The sequence below is a fragment of the Desertibaculum subflavum genome (assembly GCA_003576705.1).
GTDB lineage: Bacteria > Pseudomonadota > Alphaproteobacteria > Ferrovibrionales > Ferrovibrionaceae > Desertibaculum > Desertibaculum subflavum.
Window position 1 is genome coordinate 16,674 of sequence record QOZS01000027.1, and the last position, 14,196, is coordinate 30,869.

General features: G+C 69.3%; 13 protein-coding genes and 1 pseudogene. 9 read left to right on the forward strand and 5 right to left on the reverse strand.

Annotated elements, in window-relative coordinates:
* Positions 1–8: 8 nt before the first annotated feature.
* From DT074_RS15280 to DT074_RS15295, 4 genes are read left to right on the forward strand one after another with little or no spacing between them, the layout of a single operon-like run.
* The gene (locus DT074_RS15280; protein ID WP_119420723.1) at positions 9–1,220 is read left to right on the forward strand and encodes a CpaE/TadZ family protein; all 1,212 of its coding nucleotides are present in this window, start codon (positions 9–11) and stop codon (positions 1,218–1,220) included.
* A 7-nt stretch (positions 1,221–1,227) separates the two neighbouring features.
* Positions 1,228–2,874 (forward strand): TadA family conjugal transfer-associated ATPase, encoded by a 1,647-nt coding sequence (locus DT074_RS15285; protein ID WP_119420724.1) that lies wholly within the window; start codon positions 1,228–1,230, stop codon positions 2,872–2,874.
* Entirely contained in the window at positions 2,874–3,866 is a 993-nt protein-coding gene (locus tag DT074_RS15290; RefSeq protein ID WP_119420725.1) for a type II secretion system F family protein, read from the forward strand. The genes DT074_RS15285 and DT074_RS15290 overlap by 1 nt, the downstream gene beginning before the upstream one ends.
* A gap of 3 nt (positions 3,867–3,869) precedes the next feature.
* A complete protein-coding gene (locus DT074_RS15295) occupies positions 3,870–4,844 on the forward strand; it encodes a type II secretion system F family protein (protein WP_119420726.1) in 975 nt (324 codons plus the stop codon).
* A gap of 86 nt (positions 4,845–4,930) precedes the next feature.
* Here the strand turns inward: DT074_RS15295 and DT074_RS15300 are convergent, their stop codons facing one another.
* A complete protein-coding gene (locus DT074_RS15300) occupies positions 4,931–5,776 on the reverse strand; it encodes a tetratricopeptide repeat protein (protein WP_162914926.1) in 846 nt (281 codons plus the stop codon).
* A 41-nt stretch (positions 5,777–5,817) separates the two neighbouring features.
* Here DT074_RS15300 and DT074_RS15305 point away from each other — a divergent pair, with 41 nt between their 5' ends.
* The 4 genes and pseudogenes from DT074_RS15305 (at position 5,818) to selD (ending at position 9,322) form a co-directional block, all read left to right on the forward strand.
* A complete protein-coding gene (locus DT074_RS15305; RefSeq protein ID WP_119420728.1) occupies positions 5,818–6,492 on the forward strand; it encodes a TadE/TadG family type IV pilus assembly protein in 675 nt (224 codons plus the stop codon).
* Entirely contained in the window at positions 6,489–7,052 is a 564-nt protein-coding gene (locus DT074_RS15310; RefSeq protein WP_119420729.1) for a TadE/TadG family type IV pilus assembly protein, read from the forward strand. Before DT074_RS15305 ends, DT074_RS15310 begins: the two co-directional genes overlap by 4 nt.
* Before the next feature lie 92 nt (positions 7,053–7,144).
* Positions 7,145–8,224, forward strand: a pseudogene (locus tag DT074_RS28700) (FAD-dependent oxidoreductase); the annotation flags it as partial.
* Between the two features lie 51 nt (positions 8,225–8,275).
* A complete protein-coding gene (selD, locus tag DT074_RS28705) occupies positions 8,276–9,322 on the forward strand; it encodes a selenide, water dikinase SelD (RefSeq protein ID WP_438503684.1) in 1,047 nt (348 codons plus the stop codon).
* A gap of 4 nt (positions 9,323–9,326) precedes the next feature.
* On the opposite strand, the gene DT074_RS15320 is transcribed toward selD, so the two are convergent.
* The 4 genes from DT074_RS15320 to DT074_RS15335 are packed head-to-tail and all read right to left on the reverse strand — an operon-like array spanning position 9,327 to position 13,277.
* A complete protein-coding gene (locus DT074_RS15320) occupies positions 9,327–9,956 on the reverse strand; it encodes an NUDIX hydrolase (RefSeq protein ID WP_119420731.1) in 630 nt (209 codons plus the stop codon).
* The gene (der, locus tag DT074_RS15325) at positions 9,953–11,302 is read right to left on the reverse strand and encodes a ribosome biogenesis GTPase Der (RefSeq protein ID WP_119420732.1); all 1,350 of its coding nucleotides are present in this window, start codon (positions 11,300–11,302) and stop codon (positions 9,953–9,955) included. The genes DT074_RS15320 and der overlap by 4 nt, the downstream gene beginning before the upstream one ends.
* On the reverse strand, positions 11,299–12,633 hold the full coding sequence (locus tag DT074_RS15330) for a PQQ-like beta-propeller repeat protein (protein WP_119420733.1): 1,335 nt from the start codon (positions 12,631–12,633) through the stop codon (positions 11,299–11,301). Before DT074_RS15330 ends, der begins: the two co-directional genes overlap by 4 nt.
* Positions 12,630–13,277: a tetratricopeptide repeat protein gene (locus DT074_RS15335; RefSeq protein ID WP_119420734.1), complete on the reverse strand. Its 648-nt coding sequence runs from the start codon at positions 13,275–13,277 to the stop codon at positions 12,630–12,632. The genes DT074_RS15330 and DT074_RS15335 overlap by 4 nt, the downstream gene beginning before the upstream one ends.
* A 182-nt stretch (positions 13,278–13,459) precedes the next feature.
* Between DT074_RS15335 and DT074_RS15340 the strand changes: the two genes are divergently transcribed.
* Positions 13,460–14,119, forward strand: a complete 660-nt coding sequence (locus DT074_RS15340) for a hypothetical protein (protein WP_162914927.1) — start codon at positions 13,460–13,462, stop codon at positions 14,117–14,119.
* Positions 14,120–14,196: the final 77 nt, after the last annotated feature.

The following is a 14,196-nucleotide window of genomic DNA, read 5'->3' on the forward strand; positions in this document are numbered from 1 at the left end:
GTATCGGCATGCGCCTTCTGCACAAGCTTCTCGACGGCGGCGAATCGACGCCTCTCGCGGCCTTCGTCGGCGATGACGTGACGCGCCAGACGCTGGCCGACGCGGCTTCCGACAAGAGTGGCGCGATGGTGCGCCCCGGCGGGCCCCGCGAGGCCATGGATTGGCTGGCGCGCGGCATTATTCCCAAGCTGCTCGTGGTCGACCTGTCGGGCCGCGACGATCCCCTCGCCGAGGCGGCGGCGCTGAAGGATGCCGCGGGAGACGGCAGTCGTCTGATCGCGCTCGGCCAGGCGAATGACGTCGCCCTCTACCGCGGGCTCATCCGGCTCGGCTTCGTCGACTATCTGGTGAAGCCGGTGTCCTCCGATACGCTCAAGGCGGCCTTCGCCGCGGCGGGCGAGGGAGCGGCGCGCGCCTCGGCGGGACCCACGCTGCCGGAAGGCGGCCGCATCGTCCTGGTGATCGGTGCCCGCGGCGGTGCCGGCGCCAGCATGGTGGCGACCAACGCCGCCTGGATCATGGCCGAGGAGCTCGATCGCCGCTCCGCTCTGCTCGATCTGGATCTGCAATTCGGCACTTCGTCGCTGGCGCTCAACCTGGCGCCGAGCCGCGGCCTGGCCGAGGCGCTGCACAACCCGGATCGCATCGATCAGCTGTTCGTCGCCTCCGCCATGATGCAGGAGGGGCGGAACCTGTCGATCCTGTCGGCCGAGGAAGCGCTCGACCGTGCCGCGGACTGGAACCCGGCCGCCGTCGAGGCGCTCGTCGGCGAGCTCCGGCGCAGCTACGAGTGGATCTGGATCGATCTGCCCCGCAACCTGGCGCCCAGCCACGGCCAGCTGGTCGCGCAAGCCAGCCACATCCTGCTGGTCACCGAGCTCAACCTGCCCGCCATGCGCGACACGCTGCGGCTGCTCACCTTCTTTCATGACGCAGCGCCGGCGACCAAGGTCCTTCTGATCGCCAACCGGGCCGACAGCAAGTCGCAAGCCGGCGTGAGCCGTCAGGAGTTCGAAAAGGCGATCGATGCCAAGATCGATGTCCTGTTGCCCGACGAGCCGCAGCTGATGGCCAAGGCGGCCACCGTCGGGCGCGCCCTGCCCGAGGTCGCGAAGAAGAGCCGGCTGGTCGAGCAGCTCCGCGCCATCGATCGCGCCGTCGTGGGCGCGCCGACCGCGAAGGGCGGCGCGTCGATGTGGCGGCTGCTGAAGAAGAAGTAGCGACGCCATGCCCCCGTCCGACGGACCGCCCCAGAGCCGCGTAGCTTCCGTTGCGCAGATCGCCCGGTTCCGCCGCGGCGAGAACGGCCAGGTTGCGACCAAGCCCGATCTCGCCGTGATCGCGGAGAAGGTGTCCGAGGTGGCGCGGTCGCGCCTGCCGGCGGAGGAACTGGCGCGCACCCCGCGCGGCGAGATCGCCAAGCGGGTCGCGGAGATCACCATCGAAGTGCTGGGCGCCGACCGCTCGTCGCTTGACCTGCTCGATCAGCGCGACCTGGTGACGCGCGTCCTCAACATGCTGCTGCCGCGCCCCGGCGCGCCCGGCGGCAGCGGGCAGATGATGCCGGGCGCGGAAGGGACCGCGGAGGGGGCGTCGGCACCGCCCGGCGAGCAGACGGCCTCCGTCGTCGAGGACGCGCGCGACCGCATCCTGCCCCTGCTGGTGCAACGCATCGACGTGCAGGCCGCCGCCAAGATGTCGCGCAGCGACCTGGCCCAACAGATCGGCGAAGGCGTGCGCGAGCTGCTCGGCGAGCAGAAGCTGCAGATGAACCTGAGCGAGCAGCGCTCGCTGATGACGGTCCTGGTCGACGAGATGCTGGGGCTTGGGCCGCTCGAACCGCTGCTCGCCGACGAGACCATCAACGACATCATGGTCAACGGGCCGAAACAGGTCTATGTCGAGCGGCGCGGCAAGCTCGAGCTGACCGGCGTCCGCTTCCGCGACAATTCGCACGTGATGAACATCGCGCAGCGTATCGTCAGCCGGATCGGCCGCCGCGTCGACGAGACCTCGCCGCTCTGCGACGCGCGCCTCGCCGACGGCAGCCGCGTCAACATCATCATCCCGCCGCTGGCCATCGATGGCCCGACGATCTCGATCCGCAAGTTCTCCAAGAAGCGGATCACGCTGGATGTCATGGTCCGCCAGCAGAACATCTCCGAGGCGATGGCGACGGTGATGCGCATCGGCGCCCGGTCGCGCCTCAACATCCTGATCTCGGGCGGCACGGGCTCGGGCAAGACGACGCTTTTGAACGCGCTGTCGCAGATGATCGACCCGACCGAGCGCGTGGTCACCATCGAGGACGCGGCCGAGCTGCAGCTGCAGCAGCCGCATGTCGTTCGTCTCGAGACCCGCCCTTCCAACCTGGAAGGCACCGGCGAGATCAATCAGCGCGATCTGGTGAAGAACGCCCTGCGCATGCGGCCCGACCGCATCATTCTCGGCGAAATTCGCGCCGGCGAGGCGCTGGACATGCTGCAGGCGATGAACACCGGCCACGAAGGATCGATGGGCACGATCCACGCCAACCGGCCGCGCGAGGCGCTGACGCGCCTGGAGAATATGGTGGGCATGTCCGGCATCGGTCTGCCGGCCAAGGCGGTGCGCACCCAGATCGCCGCCGCGATCGACATGATCGTGCAGATCAGCCGCATGCGCGACGGCATCCGGCGCATCACCTCGATCACCGAGGTGGTGGGCATGGAGGGCGACATCATCACCACGCAGGAGCTGTTCTCCTTCGTCTACGAAGGCGAAGGCGCGGATGGGCGGCTGCGCGGCACCTTCAAGTCCGCCGGCCTGCGTCCGCAATTCACCGAGAAGGCGCAGTATTTCGGCCTCGATCGCGTGCTGCTGGAGGCCTTGTGATGAACCTGCTGCCGGCCGATTTCGACCCGACCCTGCTGTTCGTGGCGCTCGGCATCGCCGTATTCTTCCTGATGCTGTTCCTGGCGATGCGCCCCGTCGTCGCCGGCGACCGCAAGGCGAAGCGGCGCGTCGCCGACATGCTGGAGCGCCATCGGCCCACCGTCGAGGGCCAGCAAGCACAGGCGATCGTGCGCCGCGAGGCCAAGGGCGGCGCCGAAAAGCTGGCACAGCGCGTACTGCCCAACCAGGAGCAGCTGCGCGAGCGCCTGGCGCGCACCGGCCGGTCGATCTCGCTCGGCCGCTACCTGCTCGTCAGCGCCTTCTCCGGCATCGCCGGCGGCGTGATCGTGCATGCCATGATGAGCCCGCCGCTGATCCTGACCCTGGCGGCCGTGATCGTCGCCGGCATCGGCCTGCCCTATCTGGCGGTCGGGCAGCTCGGCTCGCGCCGTATCAACCGGTTCAACAATCTGTTTCCGGATGCGATCGACCTGATCCAGCGCGGCCTGAAGTCGGGCCTGCCGCCTTCGGAATCGTTCCGCACCGTGGCCAACGAGATGGAGGATCCGGTCGGCATCGAGTTCCAGAAGATCGCCGACGGCCTGCGGGTCGGCCAGACGCCGGAGCAGGTCCTCTGGGAAGCCGCCAAACGGCTGAACACCGCCGAGTTCAAGTTCTTCGTCATCAGCCTGTCGATCCAACGCGAGACCGGCGGCAATCTGATCGAAACCCTCAGCAACCTGTCGAACGTGCTGCGCAGCCGTCGCCAGCTGAAGCTGAAGGTGCGGGCGATGTCGGCCGAGGCACGCGCCTCCGCCATGATCATCGGCTCTCTGCCCTTCGTCATGTACGCGATCCTCCGCGTCCTGTCGCCGACCTACGTGGCCGCGCTCACCACCGACCCGCGCGGCATCATCATGACCGGCGCGGGCCTGCTCTCCATCACCGTCGGCGTGCTGGTGATGGCGAAAATGGTCAACTTCGAGCACTGACCCATGTTCGAAAAATATCTCCCCGCCGGATGGACGCTCGACGAGCTGATCATGCTCGCTGCCGGGATTGCCGTGGCGTCGACCATCATGGCGGTGTGGTATGGCCTGGTGGCGCCGCAGCCGGCGCGCCGGCGCGAGCGGCTGCTGGCCCAGCGCCGCGCAGTTCTGAAGGCCGAAAGGCTCGCGCAGCCGGAGCGTCAGCGTCTCGGCTCGGCACAGTCATTCGCCGCGCGCGTGGTCGAACGGCTGAATCTGATCCGCACCCAGCATGGCGAGAAGTCGCAATCGCTTCTGATGCAGGCCGGCATCCGCTCGCGCGACGCGATCGTGGTGTTCCTGTTCTGCAAGATCGTCCTGCCCCTCGTCTTCGGCCTCGGCGTCTTCCTGTTCGTCAAGCTGACCGGCGTCTGGCAGCTCAAGCCGATGACCCTGATGGCGTTGAGCCTCGGCGCCACCGTGCTCGGCGCCTATGCGCCCGAGCTCTACGTCAAGAACCTGGCGCAGAAGCGCCGGAAGGCATTGCAGAAGTCCTTGCCCGACGGCCTCGACCTGCTCGTCATCTGCGCCGAGGCAGGGCTCAGCCTGGATGCGGCGCTGATCCGGGTGGCGCGCGAGCTGGGGCCCTCTGCCCCTGAGCTCTCGGACGAGTTCAGCCTTACATCGATCGAGCTGGGCTTCCTGCCCGACCGCAAGCAGGCGCTGGACGGCCTGGCCCAGCGGACCCAGCTGTCGGCGCTCCGCAGCGTCGTGGCGACGCTGATGCAGGCCGAGCGCTACGGCACGCCGCTCGCCGAATCGCTTCGTGTGCTGGCCGGCGAGTTCCGCACCGAGCGCCTGCTGAAAGCCGAGGAGAAGGCCGCCAAGCTGCCGGCGATCCTGACCGTGCCGATGGTGATGTTCATCCTGCCGGCGCTGTTCATCGTGCTGCTGGGGCCCGGCATCCTCAGCGTGATCGACAACCTGTCGAAGATGAAATGAGCCCGCGCGCCGTATCGCAGGACACGGCCGGTTTCGACCGGCGATCCGCCCCGACGAGAACGTCGGAGCGGCTTGCCGATAGCTGTCTATTTGCGGGTGCGCGGGTCGGCGGTGACACCGAAGATGGCGTTGCGCCGTTCGCCCGGCGTCTGGGCGCGCAGCACGGCGTAGTAGGCGAGGTTCGCCTTGACCGCGCTTTCGCTCAGATCCAGGCGGGCCACGGCGGCCGCGTTCTCGATCTCGCCGGCGAGGCCGTAGACAAGCGCCAGGTTCTGGCGGTGGCGAACCGTCGCGCCGGGCGTGTCGACCACGCCGCGCAGCGTGGAGATCGCCGCCGGCATGTCGCCTGCCAGAGCGTAGGAGAGGCCGAGATTGTTGCGCAGCCCGAGATGGTTCGGGCTCTCGCTGAGGCCGCGCTGATACCGGCTGCGGGCGACCATGTGGTCCCCCAGCATGTCGTAGGCGAGGCCGAGGGCGGATTCGACGCGGACGTCGACCTGCTTCTCCGCGATGCGCTCCAGCGGCTCGATCGCCATGCGGGGCAGATGAAGGCCGACATAGGCGGAGCCGACGCCGCGCAGCGCCTCCTGGTTCTCCGGCGCGAACTTGAGCACCACGCGGAAGGCGTCGAGTGCCTCCTGGTGAGCGCCGACTTCGATCAAGGCGCTGCCGAGCTTGAGCAAGGGCTCGGCCTCGCCGGGGCGCAGCTCGTGCACGCGGCGATAGAGGCCGATTGCCGTCTGGACATCCCCGGCCGCCCGGGTGCGGTCGGCGACGCGCATCAGGGCCGCCGGCTCACCGCCGGCTTCCTTGGCACCGGGAAGGTAGGTGCCCGTTTCGCGCACCTCGGCGCAGGCGACGAGGACGGTGGCGATGGTCGCGAGAAGCGCCGCGCGGCGGCGATTCGGCGAGAGAAAGATATGGTTCCGCATGGCGGCACGAGATTGCGCCTTGCACGGTTGCAGAAGGGTGAATGACGATGAGCAGGAACGGTCTTTTGGCATCGCTCCGTCGGCTGGCCGGCAACCGGGACGGCGTTACCGCCGTCGAGATGGCCCTGGTGTCGCCGATCTTCTTCGCCTTCATGATCGGCACCATAGAGGTCGCCATGGTGATGTTCACCAATGTGGCGATCGAGGCGGCCGTGCGCGACGCCGCCCGTTACGGCATCACCGGCAGCATGCCCCAGGGCATGACGCGGGAGGCGCAACTTCTGCAGATCATCGCCGAACGGACTTTGGGCCTGGTGTCGAACAAGACGGGATACGTCACCACGAAGGTCTATCCAAACTTCGCGTCGGTAGGAACCGACGAGCAATTCACCGATCTGAACGGGGACGGCTACCGCGATGCCGGAGAGACCTACACCGACGCCAATGGAAACGGGCAGTGGGACCCGGGCGAACAGCTGGACGACAGCAACGGGAACGGCGTCTGGGACGCCACGGAGCCGTATCAGGATGCCAACGCCAACGGGCAGTACGACGGCGGCACCTCCGGCATGGGACAGTCCGGCCAGGTCGTCCTGTACACGATTTCCTATCAGATTCCGTTCATCGGGCCGGCGTTGCACGATTTGTTCGGAGTCCAGGTGCTAACCCTGTCGACACGTATCGTCGTCCGCAACGAACCGTGGGCTTCCTCATGAAACCGTTCGCGCAGCTCAAGGCGGCGCTACGCTGCCGACGCGGCGTGGTCGCGATCGAGTTCGCGGCCATGATGCCGATTCTCGCCCTGTTGCTGATCGGCGTGTTCGAAGTGACGCGATACATGATTGCGATCCAGAAGGTGGACCGCATCGCCGTCGCCATGGCCGACTATGTCAGCCAGGCGCAGAGCATCACCCAGGCCGAGCTGAACGATCTGTTCAGCGCGGTTTCCAACATCTCCAGCCCGGTATCGTTCGATTCCGGCATCGTCATCGTGAGCTCGGTCTACAAGCCCTCGGCCGCTCAGCCGGCCCAGATCGTCTGGCAGCGTCAGGGCGGCGGCACGCTGTCGACGACGAGCCATCTCGGCGCGCAGGGCGGCACCGCCACGCTGCCGACCGGGATGACCCTGGTCACCCAGGAGGGGATGGTGGCGGCCGAGGCGATCATGGACTTCGAGCCGGTTCTGCTGCAGGCCTTCGTCGCGCCGATCCGGATCTACCGGACCGCGTTCTACCGGCCGCGCAAGAGCAACCAGGTGGCCATCAGCGGCAACTAGGCCGGCATCCGCTAATATGGCGGCATGCTGGCCCTCCGGATCGATTCCCCCTTTCGGCCCTTGTCGGCGCTGGATCAAGCGCGCCGCGCCCGATGAGCGCCGCGCGCGATCTCGTCCTGGTCGGTGGCGGCCATGCCCATGTCGAGGTGATCCGGCGCTTTGCCGGCGACCGCGACACGCCCTTGCGGCTCACCCTGGTCAGCCGCGACAGCCTGGCGCCCTATTCCGGCATGCTGCCCGGCATGGTGGCGCGCCGCTATTCGGTCGCGGAAAGCCATATCGACCTGCGTGCGCTCTGCATGGCAGCCGGCATCCGGTTCCTGCGCGCGGAGGCGGAGGGGCTCGATCTGGCGGCGCGCACCGTCGCGCTGGCCGGCCGCGATCCGATTCCGTTCGACCTGTTGTCGATCGACATCGGATCGAGCCCGAATGTTGGCGCGCCGGGCGCATCGGAGCATGCCGTTCCGGTAAAGCCGATCGACCGCTTTCTGCAGAGACTGGCGGCGCTCGACCGCGCGGTGGAGGCGCATGACCGCTATCGCATCGCTGTGGTCGGCGCCGGCGCCGGCGGCAGCGAGCTGACCCTGGCGCTGCGCGCGCGCTATGGCGCGCGTGTCGACCTGGCGCTGATCGATGCGGCGCCGGATCCCATCCCCACGCATGGTGCCCGCGCGCGCCGGCTGATGCAGGAAGCGCTGCTTGCCCGCGGCGTCGCGCTGCATCTCGGCCGCGCCGTCGCCAGCGTGCGCGACGGCGCCGTCATCCTGGCCGGCGGCGATGTGATCGGCTGCGATGTCGCACTGTGGACGACACAGGCCACCGCCCCCGCCTGGCTGGGCCGGAGCGGGCTGCCGGTGGACGAGCAGGACTTCGTCCGCGTGACGGAGATGCTCAATGTCGAAGGACACGACGACGTCTTTGCCGCCGGCGATGTGATCGCCTTCGGGCCGCGGCCGCTGCCCAAGGCCGGAGTCTATGCCGTCCGGGCCGGGCCGGCGCTGGCCGAGAACCTGCGCCGCGCGGCCGAGGGCCAGCCGCTTCGCCCGTTCCGGCCGCAACGCAGCATCCTCGCCCTGCTCTCGACCGGCGACGGCGCGGCGATCGCGAGCAAGGGGCCCTTCGCATTGCAGGCGCGCTGGCTGTTCGGCCTGAAGGACCGGATCGACCGCCGCTGGATGTCGATGTACCAGCCGCCTTTCGCGATGCCCGGCATGTCGGGCGGCATGCCGGCTGTCGAGGCGCTGCCGGGAGGCGAGCCGCGCTGCGCCGGCTGCGCCGCCAAGGTCGGCGCGACCGTGCTCGCCGAAGCGCTGGCGGCCGGGCGCAGCCGCCCGCATCCCGCCGTCCTGCTCGGCCTCGACGCGGCCGACGATGCGGCGGTGATCGCCACCGCGCCGGGCGAGGCGACGGTGCAGAGCGTCGATTTCTTCCCGGCCTTCATCGACGATCCGTGGCTGTTCGCCCGCATCGCCGCGGTGCACGCCTTCGGCGACCTGCATGCCATGGGCGCGCGGCCGGTCGCGGCGCTCGCCACCGCCGTGCTGCCCTATCTGCATCCGCGCCTGCAGGCGCGCGACCTTGCCGCCCTGATCGCCGGCGCGCGCTCGGCGATCGAGGCGGACGGCGCGGCGCTCGCCGGCGGCCATAGCGGCGAAGGCGCCATGCTGGCCTTCGGTCTCACCGCGATCGGCGCCGTCGATCCGGCCAAGCTGATGCGCAAGGCCGGGCTCAGGCCCGGCGACCGCCTGATCCTGAGCAAGCCGCTCGGCACCGGCGCAAGCTTCGCCGCTGCCATGCGCCAGCGTGCCAGTGGCCCGGACATGGACGCGGTGCTGCAGGGCATGCAGCAATCGCTCGGCCCGGCGGCGCGGGCCGCGGCTGCGCAGGGAGCGATCGCGGCGACCGACGTGACCGGGTTCGGCCTCGCCGGGCATTTGCTGGAGATGCTGCGCGCGAGCGGCGCCGATGCCGCAATCGATCTGGCGGCGCTGCCCGCCTACGACGCCGCGCTTGCCGCGCTTGCAGCCGGCATCGAGAGCACGGCGGCGCCGGGCAACCGGGCCGCCGCCGAAGGTTTCGTCGCGGGCCAGGCCGGGCTGAACAGCGTCCGGCGCGACCTTCTGTTCGACCCGCAGACCGCCGGCGGCCTGCTGTTCGCGGTCTCGCCCGGCCGGGCCGAGGCCGCGCGCGCCGCCATCGGCGGCGACGCGTCGATCATCGGCGAGGTCGAGCCGCGACGCGGCCACGACCCGCAGATCCGCCTGCGCTGACGCCTCAGCGCCAGGCGAAAACCGGCTGCTCCAGATGGTCGACCCGGGTCGCATTGCCCTTCACCGCGACCTCGCGGAACTGATAGACGACGGCGGCGGTCGGCGCGTGGATCTTGTGCTCGTAGATCAAGAGACGCACGACCGGCCGGTCGCTTTCCGGGATGCGCACGAATTCGGGCGAGCCCGGGCGGTCGAGCTCGGCGAACGAGACCCGGTGGATGATGTGGACCTCGGCATCGTTCGGCGTGAGCTCGACCGTGCCGCCGGCCCATACCACCACCGGCGTGATGACATAGCCGGAGCGGGTCGGATAGTCGTCGAGGCGGCCAAGCACATCGGCCGCATCGAGCCTGAGGCCGACCTCCTCGTGCAGTTCGCGCAGCGCGGCCTGCTCCACCGTCTCGCCCGGATCGATGCGACCGCCCGGCAGCGCCCATTGGCCGGCATGCGCGGTCAGCCGCGGCGTCCGCTTGGTGATGATGACCGAGGGCGCGCCGTGCTCGTCCGCGACGATCGCTACAGCGACCGCCGCGTGCTTACGGCCTTCGACCGGGTGCCTGCGCACCTCGAAGGCGGCCAGGTTGGCGACCACCGCCCGGCGCAACCTGTCGTCCATCGCGGGTGCGCCGGTCATTCGTTGTCCTGGTAGGGATTGTCGGGCTTGCGCACGACGAAGCGGATCGGCACGCCGGCCAGGTCGAAGCTCTCGCGAAAGCCGTTGGCGAGATAGCGGATGTAGTCCTCGGGCAGCGACATCGGGCGCGAGCAGAACAGTGCCACGGTCGGCGGCCGGGCCGAGACCTGCGTCGCGTAGCGCAGCTTCAGCCGGCGGCCGCGCACCGCCGGCGGCGGATGCCGTTCGAGCGCTCCTTCGAGCCAGCGATTGAGCTCCGACGTCCTGACGCGGCGGTTCCAGCGCTCGACCTGCGCCGCGACCGCCGGCATCAATCGATCGACATGCCGGCCGGTGGCGGCGGAGAAGGTGACGACGGGCACGCCGCGCACCTGCGCAAGCCCGGCCTCCAGGCGATCTTCGATGGCGCGCAACGCCTTGGCGCGGTCCTCGACCAGGTCCCATTTGTTGACGCCGATGACGAGCGCGCGCCCTTCCTGCACCACCAGGTCGGCGATGGTCAGATCCTGCTTCTCCAGCCCGAGCGTGCCGTCGAGCATCAGGACCACCACTTCGGCCAGGCGGATCGTGCTCAGCGTATCGGCGACGGCGAGCTTCTCGAGCTTCGCCTCGACGCGTGACTTGCGCCGCATGCCGGCAGTGTCGACCAGCCTGATCGCGCGACCCTCCCAGGTCCAGTCGACCGTGATCGCGTCGCGGGTGATGCCCGCCTCCGGACCGACGAGCAGCCGCTCCTTGCCGATCAGCCGGTTGACCAGAGTCGACTTGCCGACATTCGGCCGGCCGACGATGGCGAGCTTGAGCGGACCTTGCGGCGCGCGGTCGCCGTCCTCCGCATCGACCGCAGCCTCCGCGCCGGCATGGCCGGCGAGCGCGTCGTACAGATCGCTGAGCCCTTCGCCGTGCTCCGCCGACAACGCGAGCGGCTCGCCGAGGCCGAGCGCATAGGCCTCGGCCAGGTTCGCGCTCGCCACCTTGCCTTCGCACTTGTTGGCCACCAGCACGATCGGCTTGCCGCTGCGGCGCAGCAGGTCGGCGAAGTGGCGGTCGAGCGGCGTCACCCCGGTGCGCGCATCGATCAGGAACAGCGCGACATCGGCGCGACGCAGCACCGCCTCGGTGCTCTCGCGCATGCGCCGCTCGAGCGTGCCGGCCGCAGCCTCTTCGAGACCTGCGGTGTCGATCGCCGTGAAGTGGAGCGGACCGATGCTGGCTTCCGCTTCCTGCCAGTCGCGCGTCACCCCGGGCGTGTCGTCGACGATGGCGCGGCGGCCACCGACCAGACGATTGAACAGCGTGGACTTGCCGACATTGGGTCGGCCGATGATGGCGACCGTCAGCGTCACTTCATCGCCACGATGCTCGCGCCATCGGTCAGGATGAACAGCATGCCGCCGGCCACGATCGGCGCGCGCGAGGCACCGGTCGGCAGCTCGACCGCGCCCAGAATCTCGCCCGAATAGGGCGAGACCGACAGCGCGCGGCCGCGATTGGAGACGACGACCAGCCGGTCGCTCGCCAGGATCGGCCCGTACCAGACGATCGGGTCCTTGCGATCCTTCGGGCGCTCCCAGCGCTCCAGCGGGCGGACCCAGCGGATGCGTCCGTCGCGCCGCGACAGGCAGACCAGATCGGCATCGAGCGTGATGACGAACAGGAAGTCGCCGGCGACCCAGGGCGGCTGCACGCCGCCGATCGTCTGTTCCCAGATGCGGTCGCCGCTGCGCAGGTCGTGCGCCACCATGCGGCCGGAATGGCTGATCGCGTAGACCCGGCCGCGATCGATCACCGGCGAGCCGGCGATGTCGTTGATGGTGGCGATCGAGCTGATCCGCTGCGCGCGGATCAGCGAATCGGTCCAGGCGACGCGGCCGGAATCCTCGCGCAGCGCCACCAGGTCGCCGGACGAGAACGGCGCCACCACCACGCCGCCTTCGACCGCCGGATTGCCGGCGCCGACGATGCCGGCACCCTCGGCCACCGAGGTGTAGGACCAGACCGTGCGCCCGCTGTCGCCGTCCAGCGCGCTGATCTGATTGTCGTGGCCGACGACGAAGACGAGATTGCCGTCGACCGTGGGCGGCACGCGCGCCGGCGCGTTCATCTTCTGCTGCCACAGCGGCTTGCCGGTGGCGGCGTCGAGCGCGATCACCTCGCCATAGGCGGTGGCGGCGAACAGCCGGCCGCGGTCGAAGGCGATGCCGCCGCCGATGGCCCCGGAATCCTCTTCCTTCGGCGTCAGGTTGACGCCCCAGACGCGGTTGCCGGACGCCATGTCGTAGGCCGAGACGCGGCTTCGGGCATCCATCGCATAGATCCGCCCGCCGCCCGCCACCGGCTGGCCCGGGATGCGCTGGTCGCGATCGGAGCCGCTGCCGATATCGGCGCGCCACACGACGCGCGGCTGCTCCGCCAGCGCCAGGTGGTGCATGGCATGGCCCGGATAGCCGCCCACTTGCGGCCACTCCTCGTTCTCGTAGGGCCGTGGCAGGCGCACCTGCAGATCGGCCAGCCGCGGATCCGGCTCGAGCGAGCTTTCCAGTGACATCACCGAGATGCGCTCGCCCTGCAGCCGCTCCTTCGGCTTGTCGAAATCGAACAGGCTGCCCAGCGTCTCGCAGCCCGCGACCGAGACCGCCGCCAGCAGCGCCACCGCCGCGCGCAGACGGCGCGTCATTGCCCGGCCTTGAGCGCGGCCAGAAGCTCGGCCGCACGGGCGCGAGATCCGGCTGGCGCCGCTGGATCGTCGGCCACTTCGGTCAGCGCCTTCTCCGCTCCAGCCCGATCGCCGCTGCGCAGCACGGCCAGCGCCAGCAGCTCCCGGGCAACGTGGCGCCAGGGCCCATCCGCCGCCAGCGGCTCGAGCCGGCGACGCAGCTCCGCCGGATCGGCTTCGTCCATGCGCTGATAGGCGGCCATCAGGCTCGCCAGCTCGCGATAGCGGGCCGGCACGCTGGAATCGCCGGCCAGCCGCTCATACAGGGCGACGGCCTGCGCCTGATCGCCCGCCTCGGCATAGGAGCCGGCAGCGCGCAGCCCGGCCAGGGCCCGATAGCCGACCGTGCCTTCGGCAGCCAGCTTCTGGAAGGCGGCGGCCGCTTCGGCCGGCTTGCTGTCGCGCGCCAGGCGCTCGGCGGCGGCAAAGCTCGCGGCATCGGCCGCCGCCTGACGGCGCTGCCAGGCCTGCCAGCCCTCGTAAGCCGCCACCGCGCCAATCAGCAGCACTGCAATCGCGACGATGTAGGCACCGTAGCGGCGCCACAGCACCATCATCCGGTCGCGCCGGATTTCCTCGTCGACTTCCTGGAAAATGTCGGTCAAAACCGGCCTCGGCGGCAGCTGGCGCGAAAGGGCTTCGTTAAGCGGGCGCGTACCATACTGACGGCCCACCGGCCAAGCAAACCACGGGTCAGCGGCCTATGGCATGTGGACAGTTGAGCCAAATTGCTGCCTCACTTATGGTCAACGGCCGAATCGTTAATTCGATTTGAGGAGTAGGGCGGATGACGGGGATCCCTGTGCGCGCCGGCGCCGCGGCGCTGCTGTTGCTCGCTACGGCTGCGACCCAGAGCTGGGCGCAGGGCCGCGGTCCGCTGATTCCCTTCGAATCGGAGCGTGCCGCCAGCCGCGGCGACCAGCAGCAGCTGCGGCTGCTCGACGATGCCTCGCGCATCCCGGCGCACCGTATCCATGGCCTTCCCATCGTCGACGGCAAGATTGGCGAATACGCCCAACTGGATTCCGGCCTGCAAGTCTACTTCCCCTATGGCCGGATCGAGCGCGCCGAGAGCAAGTTCGCCAAGTACCAGGTGGACCTCAATGGCGGCCGGGCCGATCCGCATCCGGAATACCGGCGCGTCGCCGGTTTCGACAAGGCGCTGGGCCCGATCTGCGCCAGCCGCGAATTCGCCGGCGGCGAGCGGATGGAAATGCGCATTCTCGATCGCGCCATCACGGTGGTGCACCGCACGCCGGATCGCTCGCAGCCGAACCTGCCGACCGATGCCGAGACGATCCGCGTGGTAACCTCCACCAATCTGCACTGGCTGCAGGGCGAACCGGAAGCGGCGGCACTGCACCGCAGCTGCCAGCAGGGACGCTCGACGGCTGCAAGGCCAGCTGCGGCAAGTAATGGTAAACAACCGGCCAAGAAGACGAATTAATAGATTGGCCAGCCTCCCTGTCAGATTTCCTTACAGGCGCTCGGAAATCTTAATAAAAGTCAATTAGTTAACCCGCG